General features: G+C 71.0%; 21 protein-coding genes. 12 read left to right on the top strand and 9 right to left on the bottom strand.

Annotated features, from left to right (window positions below):
- The 8 genes from I59_RS17205 to I59_RS17170 all read left to right on the top strand — a co-directional run.
- Positions 1 to 543, top strand: a 543-nt coding sequence (locus tag I59_RS17205; RefSeq protein WP_042726879.1) for an aldehyde dehydrogenase family protein, incomplete at its 5' end; no start/stop codon positions are given.
- 9 nt (positions 544 to 552) lie between these two features.
- A complete protein-coding gene (gene iolB, locus I59_RS17200; RefSeq protein WP_022904927.1) occupies positions 553 to 1,458 on the top strand; it encodes a 5-deoxy-glucuronate isomerase in 906 nt (301 codons plus the stop codon).
- Positions 1,455 to 3,371 carry a 3D-(3,5/4)-trihydroxycyclohexane-1,2-dione acylhydrolase (decyclizing) gene (gene iolD / locus I59_RS17195; RefSeq protein WP_031274363.1) on the top strand — a complete coding sequence of 639 codons (1,917 nt, stop codon included), beginning with the start codon at positions 1,455 to 1,457 and terminating at the stop codon, positions 3,369 to 3,371. The genes iolB and iolD overlap by 4 nt, the downstream gene beginning before the upstream one ends.
- Before the next feature lie 34 nt (positions 3,372 to 3,405).
- Positions 3,406 to 4,332, top strand: a complete 927-nt coding sequence (locus I59_RS17190; RefSeq protein ID WP_022904925.1) for a sugar phosphate isomerase/epimerase — start codon at positions 3,406 to 3,408, stop codon at positions 4,330 to 4,332.
- 79 nt (positions 4,333 to 4,411) lie between these two features.
- Positions 4,412 to 5,500, top strand: coding sequence for a Gfo/Idh/MocA family protein (locus I59_RS17185; RefSeq protein WP_022904924.1), 1,089 nt, complete (start codon positions 4,412 to 4,414; stop codon positions 5,498 to 5,500).
- Complete coding sequence (locus tag I59_RS17180) at positions 5,497 to 6,612, top strand: transaldolase family protein (protein WP_022904923.1); 1,116 nt, start codon at positions 5,497 to 5,499, stop codon at positions 6,610 to 6,612. The genes I59_RS17185 and I59_RS17180 overlap by 4 nt, the downstream gene beginning before the upstream one ends.
- Positions 6,609 to 7,826, top strand: coding sequence for a Gfo/Idh/MocA family protein (locus I59_RS17175; protein ID WP_022904922.1), 1,218 nt, complete (start codon positions 6,609 to 6,611; stop codon positions 7,824 to 7,826). The genes I59_RS17180 and I59_RS17175 overlap by 4 nt, the downstream gene beginning before the upstream one ends.
- 102 nt (positions 7,827 to 7,928) lie before the next feature.
- On the top strand, positions 7,929 to 8,333 hold the full coding sequence (locus I59_RS17170; RefSeq protein WP_022904921.1) for a tautomerase family protein: 405 nt from the start codon (positions 7,929 to 7,931) through the stop codon (positions 8,331 to 8,333).
- 16 nt (positions 8,334 to 8,349) lie between these two features.
- On the opposite strand, the gene I59_RS17165 is transcribed toward I59_RS17170, so the two are convergent.
- Positions 8,350 to 9,108: a GntR family transcriptional regulator gene (locus I59_RS17165; protein ID WP_022904920.1), complete on the bottom strand. Its 759-nt coding sequence runs from the start codon at positions 9,106 to 9,108 to the stop codon at positions 8,350 to 8,352.
- A 151-nt stretch (positions 9,109 to 9,259) separates the two neighbouring features.
- Positions 9,260 to 9,898, bottom strand: a complete 639-nt coding sequence (locus I59_RS17160; protein ID WP_083882199.1) for an exonuclease domain-containing protein — start codon at positions 9,896 to 9,898, stop codon at positions 9,260 to 9,262.
- 182 nt (positions 9,899 to 10,080) lie between these two features.
- Here I59_RS17160 and ychF point away from each other — a divergent pair, with 182 nt between their 5' ends.
- Positions 10,081 to 11,154: a redox-regulated ATPase YchF gene (gene ychF, locus I59_RS17155; protein WP_022904918.1), complete on the top strand. Its 1,074-nt coding sequence runs from the start codon at positions 10,081 to 10,083 to the stop codon at positions 11,152 to 11,154.
- 15 nt (positions 11,155 to 11,169) lie between these two features.
- Here ychF and I59_RS17150 read toward each other — a convergent pair whose 3' ends face one another.
- The gene (locus I59_RS17150) at positions 11,170 to 11,475 is read right to left on the bottom strand and encodes a hypothetical protein (RefSeq protein WP_022904917.1); all 306 of its coding nucleotides are present in this window, start codon (positions 11,473 to 11,475) and stop codon (positions 11,170 to 11,172) included.
- 55 nt (positions 11,476 to 11,530) lie between these two features.
- On the opposite strand from I59_RS17150, the gene I59_RS21665 reads away from it, so the two are divergent.
- Together I59_RS21665 and I59_RS17140 are read left to right on the top strand one after the other, a co-directional pair.
- Positions 11,531 to 11,920 carry a DUF2510 domain-containing protein gene (locus tag I59_RS21665; RefSeq protein ID WP_022904916.1) on the top strand — a complete coding sequence of 130 codons (390 nt, stop codon included), beginning with the start codon at positions 11,531 to 11,533 and terminating at the stop codon, positions 11,918 to 11,920.
- A 78-nt stretch (positions 11,921 to 11,998) separates the two neighbouring features.
- Complete coding sequence (locus I59_RS17140; RefSeq protein ID WP_022904915.1) at positions 11,999 to 12,460, top strand: hypothetical protein; 462 nt, start codon at positions 11,999 to 12,001, stop codon at positions 12,458 to 12,460.
- A gap of 12 nt (positions 12,461 to 12,472) precedes the next feature.
- Here I59_RS17140 and I59_RS23045 read toward each other — a convergent pair whose 3' ends face one another.
- From I59_RS23045 to I59_RS17125, 3 genes are all read right to left on the bottom strand, one after another.
- The gene (locus I59_RS23045; RefSeq protein ID WP_022904914.1) at positions 12,473 to 12,670 is read right to left on the bottom strand and encodes a HepT-like ribonuclease domain-containing protein; all 198 of its coding nucleotides are present in this window, start codon (positions 12,668 to 12,670) and stop codon (positions 12,473 to 12,475) included.
- A gap of 170 nt (positions 12,671 to 12,840) precedes the next feature.
- On the bottom strand, positions 12,841 to 13,305 hold the full coding sequence (locus I59_RS17130) for a helix-turn-helix domain-containing protein (protein WP_042726877.1): 465 nt from the start codon (positions 13,303 to 13,305) through the stop codon (positions 12,841 to 12,843).
- Between the two features lie 65 nt (positions 13,306 to 13,370).
- Positions 13,371 to 13,568, bottom strand: a complete 198-nt coding sequence (locus I59_RS17125) for a hypothetical protein (protein WP_022904913.1) — start codon at positions 13,566 to 13,568, stop codon at positions 13,371 to 13,373.
- A 155-nt stretch (positions 13,569 to 13,723) separates the two neighbouring features.
- Here I59_RS17125 and I59_RS21110 point away from each other — a divergent pair, with 155 nt between their 5' ends.
- Positions 13,724 to 14,062 (top strand): hypothetical protein, encoded by a 339-nt coding sequence (locus I59_RS21110; protein WP_022904912.1) that lies wholly within the window; start codon positions 13,724 to 13,726, stop codon positions 14,060 to 14,062.
- A 61-nt stretch (positions 14,063 to 14,123) separates the two neighbouring features.
- Here the strand turns inward: I59_RS21110 and I59_RS17115 are convergent, their stop codons facing one another.
- From I59_RS17115 to I59_RS17105, 3 genes are all read right to left on the bottom strand, one after another.
- Positions 14,124 to 14,426 carry a hypothetical protein gene (locus tag I59_RS17115; protein WP_022904911.1) on the bottom strand — a complete coding sequence of 101 codons (303 nt, stop codon included), beginning with the start codon at positions 14,424 to 14,426 and terminating at the stop codon, positions 14,124 to 14,126.
- Between the two features lie 264 nt (positions 14,427 to 14,690).
- Positions 14,691 to 15,299, bottom strand: coding sequence for an HD domain-containing protein (locus tag I59_RS17110; protein ID WP_022904910.1), 609 nt, complete (start codon positions 15,297 to 15,299; stop codon positions 14,691 to 14,693).
- A 91-nt stretch (positions 15,300 to 15,390) separates the two neighbouring features.
- A complete protein-coding gene (locus tag I59_RS17105; RefSeq protein ID WP_022904909.1) occupies positions 15,391 to 16,167 on the bottom strand; it encodes an isocitrate lyase/phosphoenolpyruvate mutase family protein in 777 nt (258 codons plus the stop codon).
- Positions 16,168 to 16,238: the final 71 nt, after the last annotated feature.

Below are 16,238 nucleotides of genomic sequence, written 5' to 3'. Positions count from 1 at the left end.
GACATGGGCCCGCTCGTCACGGAGCAGCACCGCGACAAGGTCGCCTCGTACATCGAGGTCGCCGAGCAGGACGGTGCCGAGGTCGTGGTGGACGGCCGCACGGTCCGACCCGACGGGGACGAGAACGGGTTCTGGCTCGGCCCGACGCTGATCGACAAGGTCCCGACGACGAGCCGCGTCTACACCGAGGAGATCTTCGGCCCGGTGCTCTCCGTCGTCCGGGTGCAGACCTACGAGGAGGGCCTCGACCTCATCAACTCGGGTGCGTTCGGCAACGGCACGGCGATCTTCACGAACGACGGCGGCGCTGCCCGTCGGTTCCAGCGCGACGTGCAGGTCGGCATGATCGGCATCAACGTGCCGATCCCGGTGCCGGTCGCGTACTACTCGTTCGGCGGGTGGAAGAACTCGCTGTTCGGCGACCACAAGGCGTACGGCACCGACGGCGTGAGCTTCTTCACCCGGCAGAAGGCGATCACCTCGCGGTGGTTGGACCCGGCCACGCACGGCGGCGTCGACCTCGGCTTCCCGTCGAACGGCTGACGCGCACCGATGACGAACGACACCTGGTTCATCCCCGCCGGTTCCCGCCCCGAGGCGGGCTGGACGGACGTCGTGGACGGACGGATCGCGGGGTGGGCGCACACCGGTCTGCGGACCGGGAGCCTCGCCGACGGCGGTGAGCTGCGCCTCCCGGCCGGTGCGGTGGAACGCATCGTCGTGCCGCTCGCCGGCTCCTTCGAGGTCACGTACGACGGTGCCGCAGGCACCGGTGCGCAGGGCCTGGAGGGACGGGGGAGCGTCTTCGACGGACCGACCGACGTGCTGTACCTGGGTTCCGGGACGGAGGCCCGGATCACCGGAGCAGGTCGGGTCGCGGTCGCCGAAGCGCCCACCGCGGTGGTCAAGCCGACGACGTACACGGCCCGGCAGGACGTGCCGGTGGAGCTCCGCGGCGCCGGGCACGCGAGTCGGCAGGTGCACAACTTCGGCACCCCCGCCGCCCTCGACGCGGACAGGGTGATCGTGTGCGAGGTGATCACGCCCGCCGGCAACTGGTCGTCGTACCCGCCGCACAAGCACGACACGACCGTGCCCGGCGTGGAGTCCGACCTCGAGGAGATCTACTACTACGAGGCCGCGGTCGCCCGGGGCCTCGAGGCTCCGCCGGAGGCCGACCCGTTCGCGCTGCACCGGACGTACGCCTCCGACGACCGTCCGATCGACGAGTTCCGTCAGGTCCGCACGGGCGACATCGCCCTCGTGCCGTACGGCTGGCACGGACCCGCCGTGGCCGCCCCCGGCTACGACATGTACTACCTCAACGTGATGGCCGGCCCCGGGCCGGAACGCGTGTGGGACATCACCGACGACCCGGCCCACGGCTGGGTCCGTCAGGCGTGGGGATCGGAGTCGATCGACCCGCGCCTGCCCTACGGAAAGGACCGCGTCCGATGACCGAGAGCCCACGATCCGGGGCGACCCGGCGGATGACCGTCGGCCAGGCGCTCCTCGAGTTCCTGGCGAACCAGTGGACCGTCGACGGGGACGAGCGCGAGCGCACGATCCCGGGCATCTTCGGCATCTTCGGTCACGGCAACGTCGCCGGGCTGGGGCAGGCGGTGAAGCAGCTCCACGTCGAACAGCCCGGTCTGCTGCCCTACCACCAGGCACGCAACGAGCAGGCCATGGTGCACCAGGCCGTCGGCTTCGCCCGGATGCGCCGTCGTCGCGCGACCTACGCGGCCACGGCGTCGGTCGGGCCCGGCGCCGCGAACATGCTCACCGGTGCAGCGCTCGCGACGACGAACCGACTCCCCGCGCTCCTGCTGCCGTCGGACACCTTCGCGACCCGGACCACCGACCCCGTGCTGCAGCAGATCGAGATGCCGCACGACACGTCACTGCAGGTCACGGACGCGTTCCGGCCCCTGTCCCGGTTCTTCGACCGGGTCGAGCGGCCGGAGCAGCTGTTCTCGATCGCCCTCGCTGCGATGCGGGTCCTCACCGATCCCGCCGAGACCGGTGCCGTGACGATCGCGCTCCCGGAGGACGTGCAGGCCGAGGCGCTCGACGTCCCCGTGTCGTTCCTCCAGCCGCGCGAGTGGCACGTCCGCCGTCCGCTGCCCGAGCACGGACCGCTGGCCCGGGCGGTGGCGGCGATCGCGGCCGCCGAGCGTCCGGTGATCGTCGCCGGCGGCGGCGTGCTCTACTCCGGCGCGGAGCAGGCGCTCGCCGCGTTCGTCGAAGCGACCGGCATCCCCGTCGGCACCTCGCAGGCCGGCGGCGGCTCCCTCGTCTGGGACCACCCGCAGTACCTCGGCGGCATCGGCGCGACCGGTACCGCTGCCGCGAACGCGATCGCCGCGCAGGCCGACGTCGTCATCGGCATCGGCACCCGGTACAGCGACTTCACGACCGCGTCCCGGACCGCGTTCCAGCACCCGGACGTCACGTTCGTGAACGTCAACGTCGCGGCGTTCGACGCGTACAAGCACGGTTCGCAGCTGCCCGTCGTCGCGGACGCCCGGGAGACGCTGGTCGCGCTGACGGAGCAGCTCACGTCCCACTCGGTGTCGGACCGGTACGCGGCGGAGATCGCGGACCGCAAGCGTTCCTGGGACGAGACGGTCGACGCCGCCTTCGCGCCGTCCGGACTGGCCGTCCCCGGTCAGTCCGAGATCATCGGCGCCGTGCAGTCGGCCACCGATCCCCGCGACGTCGTCGTCCAGGCGGCGGGGTCGCTCCCGGGCGACCTCCACAAGCTCTGGCGCGTCCGCGACCCGCTCGGCTACCACGTCGAGTACGCGTTCTCGTGCATGGGCTACGAGATCGCCGGTGGCATCGGGGTGCGCCGGGCCGCCCCCGACCGCGACGCGATCGTGATGGTCGGCGACGGCTCGTACCTCATGCTCCACACCGAGCTCGTCACCGCCGTGGCCGAGGGCATCAAGATCGTCGTCGTCCTCATCCAGAACAACGGCTACGCGTCGATCGGGCACCTCTCCGAGACCGTCGGCTCCGAGCGGTACGGCACGAAGTACCGCTACCTCGACGAGACCGGGTCGTTCGAGGGCGAGCAGGTCCTGCCGGTCGACCTCGCCGCCAACGCCCGCTCCTACGGCGTCGACGTGATCGAGGTCCAGCCCGGGCCGAACGCGATCGAGGACCTCACCGCCGCCGTCCGTCAGGCCAAGGCGAACGACCGGACGACGCTCGTGCACGTGCACGCCGACCCGCTCGTCTACGCCCCGGACGGCGACGGCTGGTGGGACGTCCCCGTCGCGCAGACGTCCACCCTGCCGAGCACGCAGCAGGCCCGCGCCACCTACGAGCAGCAGGTCGCGGCGCAGCGACCCCTCCTCGGCTGAACGACCCACCCACACCCCGGAGGACACCGACGTCATGACCGACACCGCCACCGCCACCGACGCCATCCGGATCGGGACCGCCCCAGACTCGTGGGGCGTCTGGTTCGCCGACGACCCCGGCCAGGTGCCGTGGCAGCGCTTCCTCGACGAGGCCGCTGCCGCCGGCTACCGCTGGATCGAGCTCGGGCCCTACGGGTACCTGCCGACCGACCCGTCCCAGCTGTCCGACGAACTCGAGTCCCGGGGCCTCGAGCTGTCCGCGGGCACGGTGTTCACCGGCCTCCACAAGGGCGACGAGCAGTTCCAGCGCGCGTGGGACCAGGCCGTCAAGGTGGCAGGTCTCGCGTCGAAGCTCGGTGCCGAGCACCTCGTCACGATCCCCGACCTGTGGCGGTCCGACGCGAACAACGAGGTCCTCGAGCCGCGGACCCTGACCGACGAGCAGTGGGAGCGCCTCGGCAAGGGGCACGACCAGCTCGGCAAGGCGCTCCTCGAGGAGTACGGCGTCCACCAGCAGTTCCACACGCACGCGGACAGCCACATCGGCACGTTCCGTGAGACCGTCCGGTTCCTCGAGGTCACCGACCCGCGGTACACGAACCTCTGCCTCGACACCGGCCACTTCGCCTACTACGGCGGTGACAACCTCCGGATGATCGCCGAGCACCCGGAGCGCATCGGCTACCTCCACCTCAAGCAGGTCGACACGGAGCTGCTGTTCGACGTCCTCAAGAACGACGTGCCGTTCAGCACCGCGGTCGCCGACGGCATCATGGTCGAGCCGCCGCACGGGACCCCGGACCTCGCCCCGATCATCGAGGCCGTCGCCGCGATCAACCCCGAGGTGTTCGGCATCGTCGAGCAGGACATGTACGGCTGCTCGGTCGACGCCCCCGGGCCGATCGCCGAGCGCACCTTCCAGCACATCTTCGGCTCCACCTCGGCCGCACGCGTCTCGTAGCGCCGAGCGCCCAACGGCGCGATCCGAGTCACCAGCGACGGCCGGCGGTCGTCCTCAGTCGTCACCTCCAGGAGAACCCATGAGCACCACCGAGAACCTCCGCGTCGCCGTCGTCGGTGCCGGCGCGATGGGCAGCGACCACGTCCGTCGCATCACGTCCACCATCGCCGGTGCGGACGTCGTCGCCGTCGTCGAACCCGATGTCGCACGCGCGACGGCCGCCGCCGCGAAGGCCCCCGGCGCGATCACCGCCGCGTCGTTCGAGGACGCCCTCGACGCCACGCCGATCGACGCCGTCATCGTCGCCACCCCCGGCTTCCTGCACGAGCCCGTCCTGGTGCCCGCGATCGAGCGCGGTCTCGCGGTCCTCTGCGAGAAGCCCCTCACCACGAGCGCCGAGGACTCTCTCCGCATCGTCGAGCTCGAGCAGGCGACGTCCGACCGGCCGCGCATCCAGGTCGGGTTCATGCGCCGGTTCGACCGCGGGTACCAGGAACTCAAGGCGCTCCGCGAGTCGGGCGCCAACGGTGCCCTGCTCGCCCTGCACCACGCGCACCGCAACCCGACGACGCCGCCGAACTTCAGCGAGTCGATGCTGATCCACGACTCCGTGATCCACGAGATCGACATCATCCCGTTCCTCACGGGCGAGCCGATCGTCTCGGTCGAGGTGAAGAAGCCGCGCCGGAACTCGCTCGCACCCGCCGACCTGCCCGAACCGCAGTTCGTGCTCTTCACGACCGCGTCGGGGACGATGTCGATCGTCGAGATCAGCGTCAACGCGCAGTTCGGGTACCAGGTGACGACCGACGCCGTGTTCGAGTCGGGCGTCGCGTACATCGGCCGCGAGACCACGATGCACGTCGTCTCGGCGGGGGTGTCCGGCCAGGGCGTCACGCCGTCGTACATCGAGCGCTTCGGCGCCGCCTACGACGAAGAGGTCCAGCGCTGGGTCGACGCCGCACGGAACGGTGGCATCGACGGCCCGAGCGCCTGGGACGGCTACACGGCGTCCGTGGTCGCTGAGGTCGCCGTCCGCGCCCAGCAGTCCGGGGCCCTCGAGCACGTCACGTACGCCACCGCGAGGCCCGCCTTCTACGAGCCCAGCACGACCGATGCAGGCGCGCTCGCCGGGGTCGGCCCCACCACGACGGGACCGACCCGATGACCACCCCGCTCGACGTGTCGGCCGACCCCTCCGCCGTCGACACCAGGCCGGTCACCCTGCAGGCCGCGACGCAGACCCCGACCGCGCTCTGGAACGACTCCGCCGACCCGCACGAGCTGTCCACCGCGATCCACGAGTACGGGGCCGTCGGCGCGACCTGCAACCCGGTCATCGCCTTCACCTGCATCCAGCAGGACCCCGAGCGGTGGGTGCCCCGCATCCGTGCGATCGCTGCCGAGCACCCGACGGCGGGGGAGTCCTGGATCGGGTGGAAGGCGGTCGAGGAGCTCTCGGTCGCCGCGGCCGAGCAACTCCTGCCCGCGTTCGAGGCGTCCGGCGGGCGGAACGGCCGGCTGAGCATGCAGACCGACCCGCGCCTCCACCGTGACCGCGACGCCCTCGTCGAGCAGGCCGTGCGGTTCTCCGGGCTCGCGCCGAACATCATCGTGAAGATCCCCGCGACGAAGACCGGCATCGCCGCGATCGAGGAAGCCGCGTACCGGGGTGTCTCGATCAACGCCACCGTGTCGTTCACCGTGCCGCAGGTCGTCGCCGTGGGCGAGGCCATCGAGCGTGCCCTCGACCGCCGCGCTGCCGACGGGCTGCCCGAGCAGGAGTTCGGGCACGTCTCCACCCTCATGGCGGGCCGGTTCGACGACTGGCTGAAGACCGTCGTGGCGCGCGACCACGTCATGCTCGACCCCGGCATCCTCGAGTGGGCCGGAGTCGCGGCGGTGAAGCACGCCTACCGGGTGTCCCAGGAGCGCGGCTTCCGGTCGCGCGTGCTCGTCGCCGCCTTCCGGAACCCGCTGCAGTGGTCGGAGTTCCAGGGCGGAGACCTCGTGGTGTCGCCGCCGTTCCAGTGGTTGAAGGACATCAACGACAACGGCTTCCCGTGGCGCCCGGACGCGATCCACGACGAGGTGCCGGCCGACGTCATCAAGGCGCTCCGCGCAGCCACACCGGAGTTCGCCCGCGGGTACGACGTCGACGGCATGACGATCGACGAGTTCGACCGGTTCGGCGCCACGGTGACCACCCTGCGGCAGTTCCTCGACGCCGACGCGAAACTCGACGCGCTGGTCCGCGACATCATCCTCCCCGCCGCATGACCGAACGCGCCCCCGACGCCCGCGACCGCCTCGGCGTCGGCCTCGTCTCCGTCGGCTGGATGGGACGGCTGCACTCACGCGCCTACCGGGCGCTGCCCGACCATTTCCCGGAGCTCGGCGTCCACCCGAGGCTCGTCGTCGCCGCGGACCCGGTCGAGGCCGCCCGCGACCAGGCCGTCGACCGACTCGGCTACGAGCGCGCCGTGGCCGACCACCGCGAGGTCATCGCCGACCCCGAGGTGGACGTCGTCTCGATCTGCTCGCCGAACTTCCTCCACCGCGAGGTCGCCGTCGCCGCGGCCGAAGCCGGCAAGCCGTTCTGGATCGAGAAGCCGATGGGCCGGGAGGCCAGCGACTCCCGGCAGATCCACGACGCCGTCCGGTCCGCCGGCATCGTCACGAGCGTCGGCTTCAACTACCGGCACGCCCCGGCGATCCAACGTGCACGGGAACTCGTCCGCGGCGGTCGGCTCGGCCGGATCACGAACGTGCGCGGGTCGCTCCTCGCCGACTACTCCGCCGACCCGGCGGCGCCGCTCACCTGGCGTTTCGAACGGGAGCGGGCCGGCTCGGGCGTCCTCGGCGACCTGCTCTCGCACGGACTCGACCTCGCGCAGTACGTGGTGGGCCGGATCGCGAGCGTGACGGCGCTCGCCGAGACCGTCATCGCGACACGGCCGCGACCGGGGCAGGGGATCATCGACCGGACGGCGGCTGCGACCGGCGAACACGGACCCGTCGAGAACGAGGACTACGCCGCACTGCTCCTCCGCTTCGACGACGGAGCCGTCGGCACGATGGACTCCAGCCGGGTGATGCGGGGCCCGCACGCCGAGTACGCGCTCGAGGTCTACGGCACCCGCGGCTCGGTGCGGTGGGACTTCCAGCGCCTCAACGAGCTCGAGGTCTTCCTCGACGGCCAGGAGGTCGACGGCTACGCGACGCACTTCGTCGCGCCGGGTGACGGGGCGTTCGCGCGGTTCCAGCCCGGCGCGGGCACGGCGATGGGCTACGACGACCTGAAGACCATCGAGGCCGCGCAGTTCGTCGCGAGCGTGCTCCGCGGTGAGCAGCTCGCTCCGTCGGTCGCCGACGGACTGTCGGCCGCGAGCATCGTCGAAGCGGCGGAGGCCTCCCTCCGCGACGGCGCCTGGCACGACGTCGCGCGCGTCGACGGGATGGTGACGTACCCCGCGGCGACCCCCGCGCTGTAGACGCACCGACAGTCGGACTGCAGGCGCGGTGCAAGCTGGCACCGCGCCTCCAGTCCGCTGGGCGCCCGCGCACCCCCCTCATCCCCGACCCCAGGAGGCAGCATGCCGCTCGTCCGCATCGACCTCGCCACCGGCCGCAGCCCGGAGCAGGTCCGCGCCATCGCCGACGCGATCCACACCGCCATCGTCGACGAGTACGGCATCCCGCCGCGTGACCGCTTCCAGGTCATCACGGAGCACCCGGCGCAGCAGATCATCGCGGAGGACGCCGGTCTCGGGTTCGAACGGACCGAGGGTGTCGTGATCATCCAGGTCTTCACGCAGGCCGGACGCTCCGACGACGCGAAGCAGGCCCTCTACGCCGCCGTGCACGACCGGCTGACCGAGGTCGGCGTCGCGAGCGAGGACGTCTTCATCGGCTACGTCGAGAACGGCCCGCAGGACTGGTCGTTCGGGTTCGGCCGCGCGCAGTACGTGACCGGGGAGCTCCAGGTCCCGTCCTCCTGACGGGCTCGTCGAGCGCCTACTTGTCGACCAGCGTCACCTCGAAGGAGTACCGGTCCGGCCGGTAGCAGTGCACGCCGTACTCCACGGCTCGGCCCGAGGCGTCGTACGCCGTGCGGCTCATCGTCAGCACCGGGTCGCCGTCCTCGATCTCGAGGAGGCCGGCCTCCTCGTCGGTGACCGCCCGCGCTCCGATCCGCTGCTTGGCGACGCGCATCGTCACCCCACGGCCGCGCAGCAGCTGGTACAGGCCGTGCGCCGCGAGGTCCTCGTCCGTGATGTCCGTGAACTCGGGCGGCAGGAAGTTCTCGAGGATCGCCATCGGCACGTCCTCGGCGAACCGGACCCGGCGGATGTGCGCCACCGTCGTCCCCGGCTCGACGCCGAGCGCCTCCGCCACGGTGTCCGTCGCGGGGACGTCGTCACGGACGAGGAGCTTCGTCGTCGGCACCTGCGACCCCTGTGCGAGGTCGTCGTACAGGCTCGTCAGCTCGACCTTCCGCGTCACCGGGCCGTGCACCACCTGCGTGCCGATGCCGCGACGGCGCACGAGCAGGCCCTTGTCGACGAGGTCCTGGATCGCCCGACGGATCGTCGGCCGCGACAACCCGAGCCGTTCCCCGAGCGCGATCTCGTTCTCCAATCGGGCCCCCGGCGGCATCGCACCGGAGCGGATGGCGTCCTCGATGCGCGATGCGACCTGGAAGTAGAGGGGCATCGGCCCGGACCGGTCCAGGTCCATGAACAGGTCGGACGGCAGCTGGCCTTCGTTGGTCATCGCGGTCCTTCGGGGAGCTCGAGCGCGGCACCGCTGCCACCCGGGTCGACGTGCGCGGCACCGCTGCAGCGGGAATGTCGTGACAATACCACCGGGCCCCCGCCACCCCGGGCACGAGCACGACGGGTGTCGCCCTCCGGAACCCCGGCGATCAGTCCGAGAACACCATCGGTCGACGGGAGAGCCGGGGCTGCGGTGCGGCCGTGCGCGGCTTCTCCTCACGCGGTCGGACCGGCGTCACGTGCACCCGGGTCGCGGCGCCCAGCGCCTCGACCGTGTCCGCACGGTGGAGCCGCGCGGCGTGCACCACGATCGCGGCGCAGGCTTCGGCGTCCGCTGCGGCGTCGTGGTGCGCGAAGCCTTCGTGCCCCGCGGCGCGCGCGGCCATCGGCAGCCGGTAGGACTCGAGCGCGTAGGTCTTGCGGGCCACCTGCAGCGAGCACAGGGAGTGGTGCTCGGCCAGCGGCGTCCCCGTCGCGGCGCATCCACCCGCGATCACACCCATGTCGAAGCGGGCGTTGTGCGCCACGAGGACGTCGCCGTCCGCGAACGCCACGATGTCCGCGTACTGCTCCGCCCAGCCCTTCGCCCCCACGACGTCGGCGGCGACGATCCCGTGGATGCGGGTGTTCCACTCGAGGAAGGCGTCGTGCCCGACCGGCGGTTGGATGAACCACGAGGCACGCTCCGCGACCCGGCCGGCGCGGATCTTCACGAGTCCGACGGAGCACGCGCTCGCAGGGGAGCTGTTCGCGGTCTCGAAGTCGATGGCGGTGAAGTTCAACGGCACGGTCCCGATCGTCGCACGGGGCTCCGACATCGGCTGCGGTTGTCGACGGCGTTGCGCCGCGACGGCCTGGAGGCGCGGGGCGGGCCCGACCCGCGCCTCCAGGCCGTCGCCGGCCGCGTCAGCGGGCTCCGCGCCCGCACGCCGGACCGGTCGTGACCCCGTCGCGGGTAGGCTGTCCTCCCGTGGCTCTCACCATCGGAATCGTCGGTCTCCCGAACGTCGGCAAGTCGACCCTGTTCAACGCCCTGACCAAGAACCAGGTCCTCGCCGCGAACTACCCGTTCGCGACGATCGAACCGAACGTCGGCGTGGTGAACCTGCCCGACCCGCGGCTCGACCAGCTCGCGGAGCTGTTCGGTTCCGAGAAGACCGTGCCCGCGCCGGTGTCGTTCGTCGACATCGCCGGCATCGTCAAGGGTGCGAGCGAGGGCGAGGGCCTCGGCAACAAGTTCCTCGCCAACATCCGCGAGGCCGACGCCATCGCGCAGGTCGTCCGCGGCTTCGCCGACGACGACGTCGTGCACGTGGCCAACAAGGTCTCGCCGAAGGACGACCTCGAGGTCATCAACACCGAGCTGATCCTCGCCGACATGGAGACCATCGACAAGGCGCTCCCGCGGTACGAGAAGATGCTCAAGCTCAAGCAGGCCGAGCCCGTCGTCCCCGAGACCGCTCGGGAGGCGCGTGCCGCACTCGAGCAGGGCACGCTGCTGTCCGCGACGTCGATCGACCTCACGCCGATCGCCGAGCTCGGGCTACTCTCCGCGAAGCCGTTCATCTTCGTCTTCAACGTCGACGAGGCCGTGCTCACCGACGAGGCGCGCAAGGCCGAGCTCGCGGCACTCGTCGCCCCCGCGCAGGCCGTGTTCCTCGACGCGAAGATCGAGTCCGAGCTCATCGACCTCGACCCCTCGGATGCGGCCGAACTCCTCGAGTCCACCGGGCAGACCGAGTCCGGGCTCGACCAGCTCGCGCGCATCGGGTTCGACACCCTCGGGCTCCAGACCTACCTGACTGCAGGTCCGAAGGAGTCGCGGGCGTGGACGATCGGCAAGGGGTGGAAGGCGCCCCAGGCTGCCGGGGTCATCCACACCGACTTCGAGAAGGGCTTCATCAAGGCCGAGGTCATCTCGTTCGAGGACCTCATGGCGGCCGGCTCGATCGCCGAGGCCCGTGCGCACGGCAAGGCCCGGATCGAGGGCAAGGACTACGTCATGCAGGACGGCGACGTGGTGGAGTTCCGCTTCAACAACTGAGGCGCCGCGGAGTCGTCACTCGGCGACCTCGTGCATGTTCTGCGCCTGCCACCCCTCGGGCACGGACTCCCGGTACGCGGCAGCGGCGGCCCGGTAGTCCGGCCCGGTCGCCTCGTGCGGCCGGAGTGCCTTCGAGCGGGCGAGCGCCTTGACGGTCGACTCGCCCGTTGCCTTGCTGGTGACCGTGTTGACCTGGAGGAGCTCGAACCCGTCGAGGTCGAGCCCCGCGATCGCGGCAGCTCGGGCCTCGCCGATGGTGTCACCGCTGCCCTCGGATTCCCGGGTCTCGGTGGATCGCAGGGTGCCTCGCAGTGTCGTCACCCTTCCAGTATGGATCGATCGACACGCTGCCCCTGACGTGCGCCAGGATGGGCGCATGACGAACGCTCAGGCAGGGTGGTACGACGACGGCTCCGGCACGATGCGGTGGTGGGACGGCAGCGCGTGGACGGAGCAGGTGCAGCAGCCGGCGGCCCCCGCGCCCGGCATCGGCGGGATGATCGACCGGATCCAGGCCGAGGCGACGTCGGGTGCGAACGCGCGGCCCGCGCCGGCGGGCATGAGCTACGTCGTCCTGCAGGTGGTCCTCAAGGAGAAGTTCTTCGGCACGGGCTCCGGGAACCTGACCGAGCTCGAGCGGGCGATCAACGCGCAGGCCGCGCTCGGGTACCGGCTGCACACGATCACCACGTCGTCGTCGGGCAGTACCGGCTTCGGCGGGGGCGACAGGATCCAGGCGACGATGGTGTTCGAGAAGCTCGTCTGATCACGACAGGTTCGCCGTGGCGCGTCGCCGCCACACGGCGCTAGGTTGTCGCAGAGCAGCCAGCACCGAGGAGCGCCCATGTCGTACGTCGTCGACTTCGTGACCGTGTCCACCGTCGGGCTGGAGTCCTCGCCCGTCGCCGACGCACTCGCTGGCCTCCGCGCGAACGAGGCGCGGTACTTCAAGAACAAGTACGACGTCGACTTCACCACGCAGCCGGCGGCGGAGGTCCCCGACCTCGTGGAGTACGTCGCACGGGTCCTCCGCGAACGGGATGTGACGATCGCGTCCCCGGCGCTGGAGGCGACCGAGTTCGAGGTCGACGGTGTGCGCTGGACGTACGTGTTCTACCAGTCCGGGTTGTCGGTCAACGTGCTCTACACACTCGAACCGGGCGGGAAGCGGGCTGTCGGGTTCAAGCTGTCCGACGGCATGGAGGTGCCTGAGGAGCTCACGGACAAGTTCAAGTTCGCCAGGCAGCGGTCGAAGCTCGCCGGCACGATCCGCGGCTCCTACTTCGTCATCAAGGGCGAGTACTGACGAGCGGGATGGTCAGTCGAGGATCGCGATGATGACCGCAGGGATGCGGTGCTCGATCACGTCCCAGACGATCTCCTTCTTCGCCTTTCGGTAGTCGTGCGACAGGATGTTCCGCGTCCGTCGGACTGCGGCGAGAGACAGTCCCTCGGGCAGCAGCGCAGCGCGGTCTGTGGGGAGGCGTCCGACAAGGTCGTCGAAGTGGATCACCACTGCCTCCGCTGCACGGTAGGTCAGACTCCGCGGCGCGTCGAATGCCGGTCGCCCGTGCTCCACGATCTCGGAGCACTCGGCGAGCAGGTCGAGGAAGCCTTCTCGGAGCGCGGACCAACGTTCGCGTGGTTGCTCGGACTCGCCTCGCGGAACTGGATGGAATCGGTCGCTCACAGCGGCACGGCCTCACCGAGGACGTGGGCGAAGTGCGGGTCGTCGCCGATGTCGTCCGTCAGCAGGTCGACCTCGAAGCCGGTCATCTCCTCGACCGCGTGTGCGAAGCCACCGAGGTCGAAGAGCGACGCCTCCGACGTGAGCCCGACGAGGAGGTCGATGTCGCTGTTCGGGGTGTCGTGTCCGCGGATCGCGGAGCCGAACACGCGGACGTTCACGAGGTGGTGCCGGTTTGCCTCGATCAGGATGTCGTCCGCATAGATGCTGAGCGGGATGCTGGGACGTATCTGAGCCGCACGGAGGATGCGCTCGAGTGATTCTGCGCGGGGCTGCTGTCGGCCACTTTCGTACGCGGAGATCGTGGGCTGTTGCATGCCGGCCGCGCTCGCGAGCGCCGCCTGGGACATGCCGATGTCGAGCCGAGCCGACTTGATGAGATCAGCAGCTCGATCGACGCGCATGGAGCCCTCCCATAGCGAGGGACTATACCGCCTACGACTGCTGATTCAGCCGTGTAGGGGAAGGATCAGCGCCCGCTCCACCGCACCCACGCCTGCACCTGCGCGCGCGCCCCTTCGAGCGACGAGTGTGCACCGCGGATCGAGCGGTCCGGCGACGAGACGACGTACTGCCGTGCCCGGGTGACCTCGCACAGCTGGTCGGCACCGAACGACACCTTCCAGTGGTCCTCGGCGTCCCTGACCCACTCCAGACGATTCGGCATGTCGACTCCTTGTTCACCGCGTCGATGCCGCGGTCGTGAATCGGACAGTAGACCCGGACCCCGTGAGACCGGGGTACGCCCTGGCCCGGATGCGCGGACCTCCGGTGTCGTTCCGGGCACGTTCCGTACCGTCACGGGGAACGAAGGGGGACAACGTGAAGTACATCAGTTGCGAAGGTGTCGACGTGATGACCGGCGATCTCATCGCGGACGCGGTCATGGACTACGCGGCGGTGCTCGGCGCGAACGCGCGGACCGACTCGGTCTCGGTGCCGTCGGTCGGTCCCGACGGTGCCCTGATCCGGACGACCCTCCTCGTCGGACCGGCCTCCGAGTTCGTCGTGATCCCGGCTCCGGATGACGTGCTCGAGCCGGAAGACCCGGACTTCATCCGCCGCCTGCGCGACGCCGCGGGCCGGGCCGGTGATGCGCGCCCCCTCGACGCGGACGGCCGGCCGCGGTTCGTCGGCGCTGACGGGCCTTCCCGCCGCTGAGGCCGTGCACGACGAAGCGCGCCGCCGGGAGGACCGGCGACGCGCTTCGTGGGGGAGTGGATCAAGCAGCGAGCAGGAGCTCACCCGCCGTGACGTCCTGCGCCTGCAGGAGCGTGCGGCTGGCCTCGCCGCGCCAGGACCGGCCGGGGATGGTCCAGCCGGCCTCGCCGCGGACCTCCACGCGTGCCCCGGGGGCGACGAAGGCGCCGAGGTCGTCGGCGTCCATCCGGACGAGGTACTCGCGCCCGGTCCAGACGTCCCGGACGGGGAACTCGGCGATGTTGTCGGGGGAGGTGACGGGAGCCGCGAGGGCGGTCCCGATGATGCTGAGTCGGTCGTTGCCGACGTTCGTGATGGTGTTCATGGTGCTGGTCTTCCTGAGTCGTTCGGCGCCGTCGCGGTGTCCGCTGCTCGGTCCGTGACTTCGTGGTCCCGGTCGTTCGCGGTGTCCGCTGGCGCGCACGCCGTGTGTCGACGTGCGGCTCGTCCGTCGGGACGAGCGGTGGTCTCGTGGGAATGCGATCCCGGTTGGATCGGTGTCGAGACGGTTCGGTGTGCGCGAATCAGATGGGTTCGCTGCAGTGCACCAAAGCAACAGTATAGGTCGGAACCTGCCAGGTGTCCAGGCTCAGGCCAGGAACGCGTCCCAGCGGGCTCCACCGGCCGCCACGTTGCCGCTCCGGTCGAGCCGGCCCGCGGGGGATCCGGGCTTCCGCCCGGCCTGCTCGTGGATGCGTCCTGCGAACGTCGCGGAGAAGTCGAGCCGGGGCACGGCTGCGGTCACCGTGCGGAGCACGTCCGGCGGCACGAGGTCGAAGCCGACCCCGGACACGTCCAGCGAGGTCGCGACCTCGAGCAGGTGCCCTTCGACGTCGACGTCCGGGTCCACCGAGGTCCACATGTGGCGCTCGATCACCTCGCCGACGCGTCGTGCTCGCGCAGGGTCCCACCCGGCACCGAGCGCGAAGACCGACCCGACCGCGCCACCCGCGTCCTCGAACGGGATCGTGTGCGCGTCGAACGACGGCGTCACCCCGAGGTCGTGCAGCATCGCCGAGACGAAGAGCAGCTCGCGGTCCGGCTCGAGCCCGGCGGACGACGCGATGACCGAGGCCCACGCCCACGACCGCAGGCAGTGGTTCACGAGCGCCGTCGGGGACCACGTGCGGACGACCTCGAGCGCGCGCGCCGCGACGGCGGTGGGCGGTGTCAGCAGGGCGTCGACGTCGGTGGTCACGGCACGACGCTAGCGCAGGTCGCGACGCGACCCCCTGACGGCCTGGAGGCACGGTGCAGGCCCGCCCCGCGCCTCCAGGCCGTCGACCGGTTCAGTTCAGGGTGGGGGTGTCCTCCGGCACGACGCCGCCGCCGTACAGGTCGGTCGCCAGGTCGCGGAGCGCGCGCAGCGCGACGCGCTGGGTGAGCGGCCCGTACGAGATGCGGGCGACGCCGAGGGCCTCGTACTCCGCGGCGGGCAGTGCCCCCGGGAGGCCGATCACCGAGAGCTTCCCGCGGCCGAGCCCGTCCACGAGGCGCTCGACGACGTCGCGCTGGATCGCTCCCGGGACGAACACGAGCGGGGCACCGGCGTCGAGGAACGCCTTGCCGCGGGCGATGGCGTCCTCGATGCTCTCGTCGAGCGGGCGGTCGCCGCCACGGGCGATGGCGTCGGTGCGGGCGTTGAGTTGGAAGTCGATGCCCTCGGCCTCCACGGCCTTGGTGATCGCGGCGACGCGGGCGACGGCCTCGTCGAACGGGCGGAGGCGGTCCTCGACGTTCGCGCCGACGACCCCGACGCCGATGGCGCGTCGGATCGTCTCGGCCGGGTCGTCGTAGCCGTCGTCGAGGTCGGCGGTGACGGGCAGGTCGGTGGCGGCGACGACCGTGGCGGCTCCGGCGAGGGCGACGTCGAGGGGCATGCCGCCGTCCTCGTAGCCGTGGCTCGCGGCGATCGAGTGCCCGGCGGTCGCGATCGCCCGGGTCTCGGGGAGGTCGCTCACGACCTTGGCGCTGATCGCGTCCCACACGTTCACGACGCGGAGGATCTCGGGGGCTTCGTGCAGCTGCTTGAGGGTGGACGCCTTGTCGGCGGTGCTCGTGCTCATGACGCCGACAGTAGGCCGAGCCCGGGGTCGCCGTCCCGTGGTGCGCGCCTGCGCGACGCAGGATGACGGTC

Origin of the sequence: Curtobacterium sp. B8 (assembly GCF_000333315.1) — a bacterium.
GTDB classification, from domain to species: domain Bacteria; phylum Actinomycetota; class Actinomycetes; order Actinomycetales; family Microbacteriaceae; genus Curtobacterium; species Curtobacterium luteum.
The sequence above is the reverse complement of the archived record's forward strand: the minus strand, read 5'-3'. Positions and strand labels throughout refer to the sequence as shown.

Coding starts and splice junctions, on each gene's coding strand:
- iolB (WP_022904927.1), top strand. CDS start 553: ATGACGAACGACACCTGGTTCATCCCCGCCGGTTCCCGCCCCGAGGCG.
- I59_RS17115 (WP_022904911.1), bottom strand. CDS start 14,426: ATGAACACCATCACGAACGTCGGCAACGACCGACTCAGCATCATCGGG.
- I59_RS21665 (WP_022904916.1), top strand. CDS start 11,531: ATGACGAACGCTCAGGCAGGGTGGTACGACGACGGCTCCGGCACGATG.
- iolD (WP_031274363.1), top strand. CDS start 1,455: ATGACCGAGAGCCCACGATCCGGGGCGACCCGGCGGATGACCGTCGGC.
- I59_RS17165 (WP_022904920.1), bottom strand. CDS start 9,108: ATGACCAACGAAGGCCAGCTGCCGTCCGACCTGTTCATGGACCTGGAC.
- I59_RS17140 (WP_022904915.1), top strand. CDS start 11,999: ATGTCGTACGTCGTCGACTTCGTGACCGTGTCCACCGTCGGGCTGGAG.
- I59_RS17105 (WP_022904909.1), bottom strand. CDS start 16,167: ATGAGCACGAGCACCGCCGACAAGGCGTCCACCCTCAAGCAGCTGCAC.
- I59_RS17125 (WP_022904913.1), bottom strand. CDS start 13,568: ATGCCGAATCGTCTGGAGTGGGTCAGGGACGCCGAGGACCACTGGAAG.
- I59_RS17170 (WP_022904921.1), top strand. CDS start 7,929: ATGCCGCTCGTCCGCATCGACCTCGCCACCGGCCGCAGCCCGGAGCAG.
- I59_RS17185 (WP_022904924.1), top strand. CDS start 4,412: ATGAGCACCACCGAGAACCTCCGCGTCGCCGTCGTCGGTGCCGGCGCG.
- I59_RS17175 (WP_022904922.1), top strand. CDS start 6,609: ATGACCGAACGCGCCCCCGACGCCCGCGACCGCCTCGGCGTCGGCCTC.
- I59_RS17190 (WP_022904925.1), top strand. CDS start 3,406: ATGACCGACACCGCCACCGCCACCGACGCCATCCGGATCGGGACCGCC.
- I59_RS17180 (WP_022904923.1), top strand. CDS start 5,497: ATGACCACCCCGCTCGACGTGTCGGCCGACCCCTCCGCCGTCGACACC.
- I59_RS17130 (WP_042726877.1), bottom strand. CDS start 13,305: ATGCGCGTCGATCGAGCTGCTGATCTCATCAAGTCGGCTCGGCTCGAC.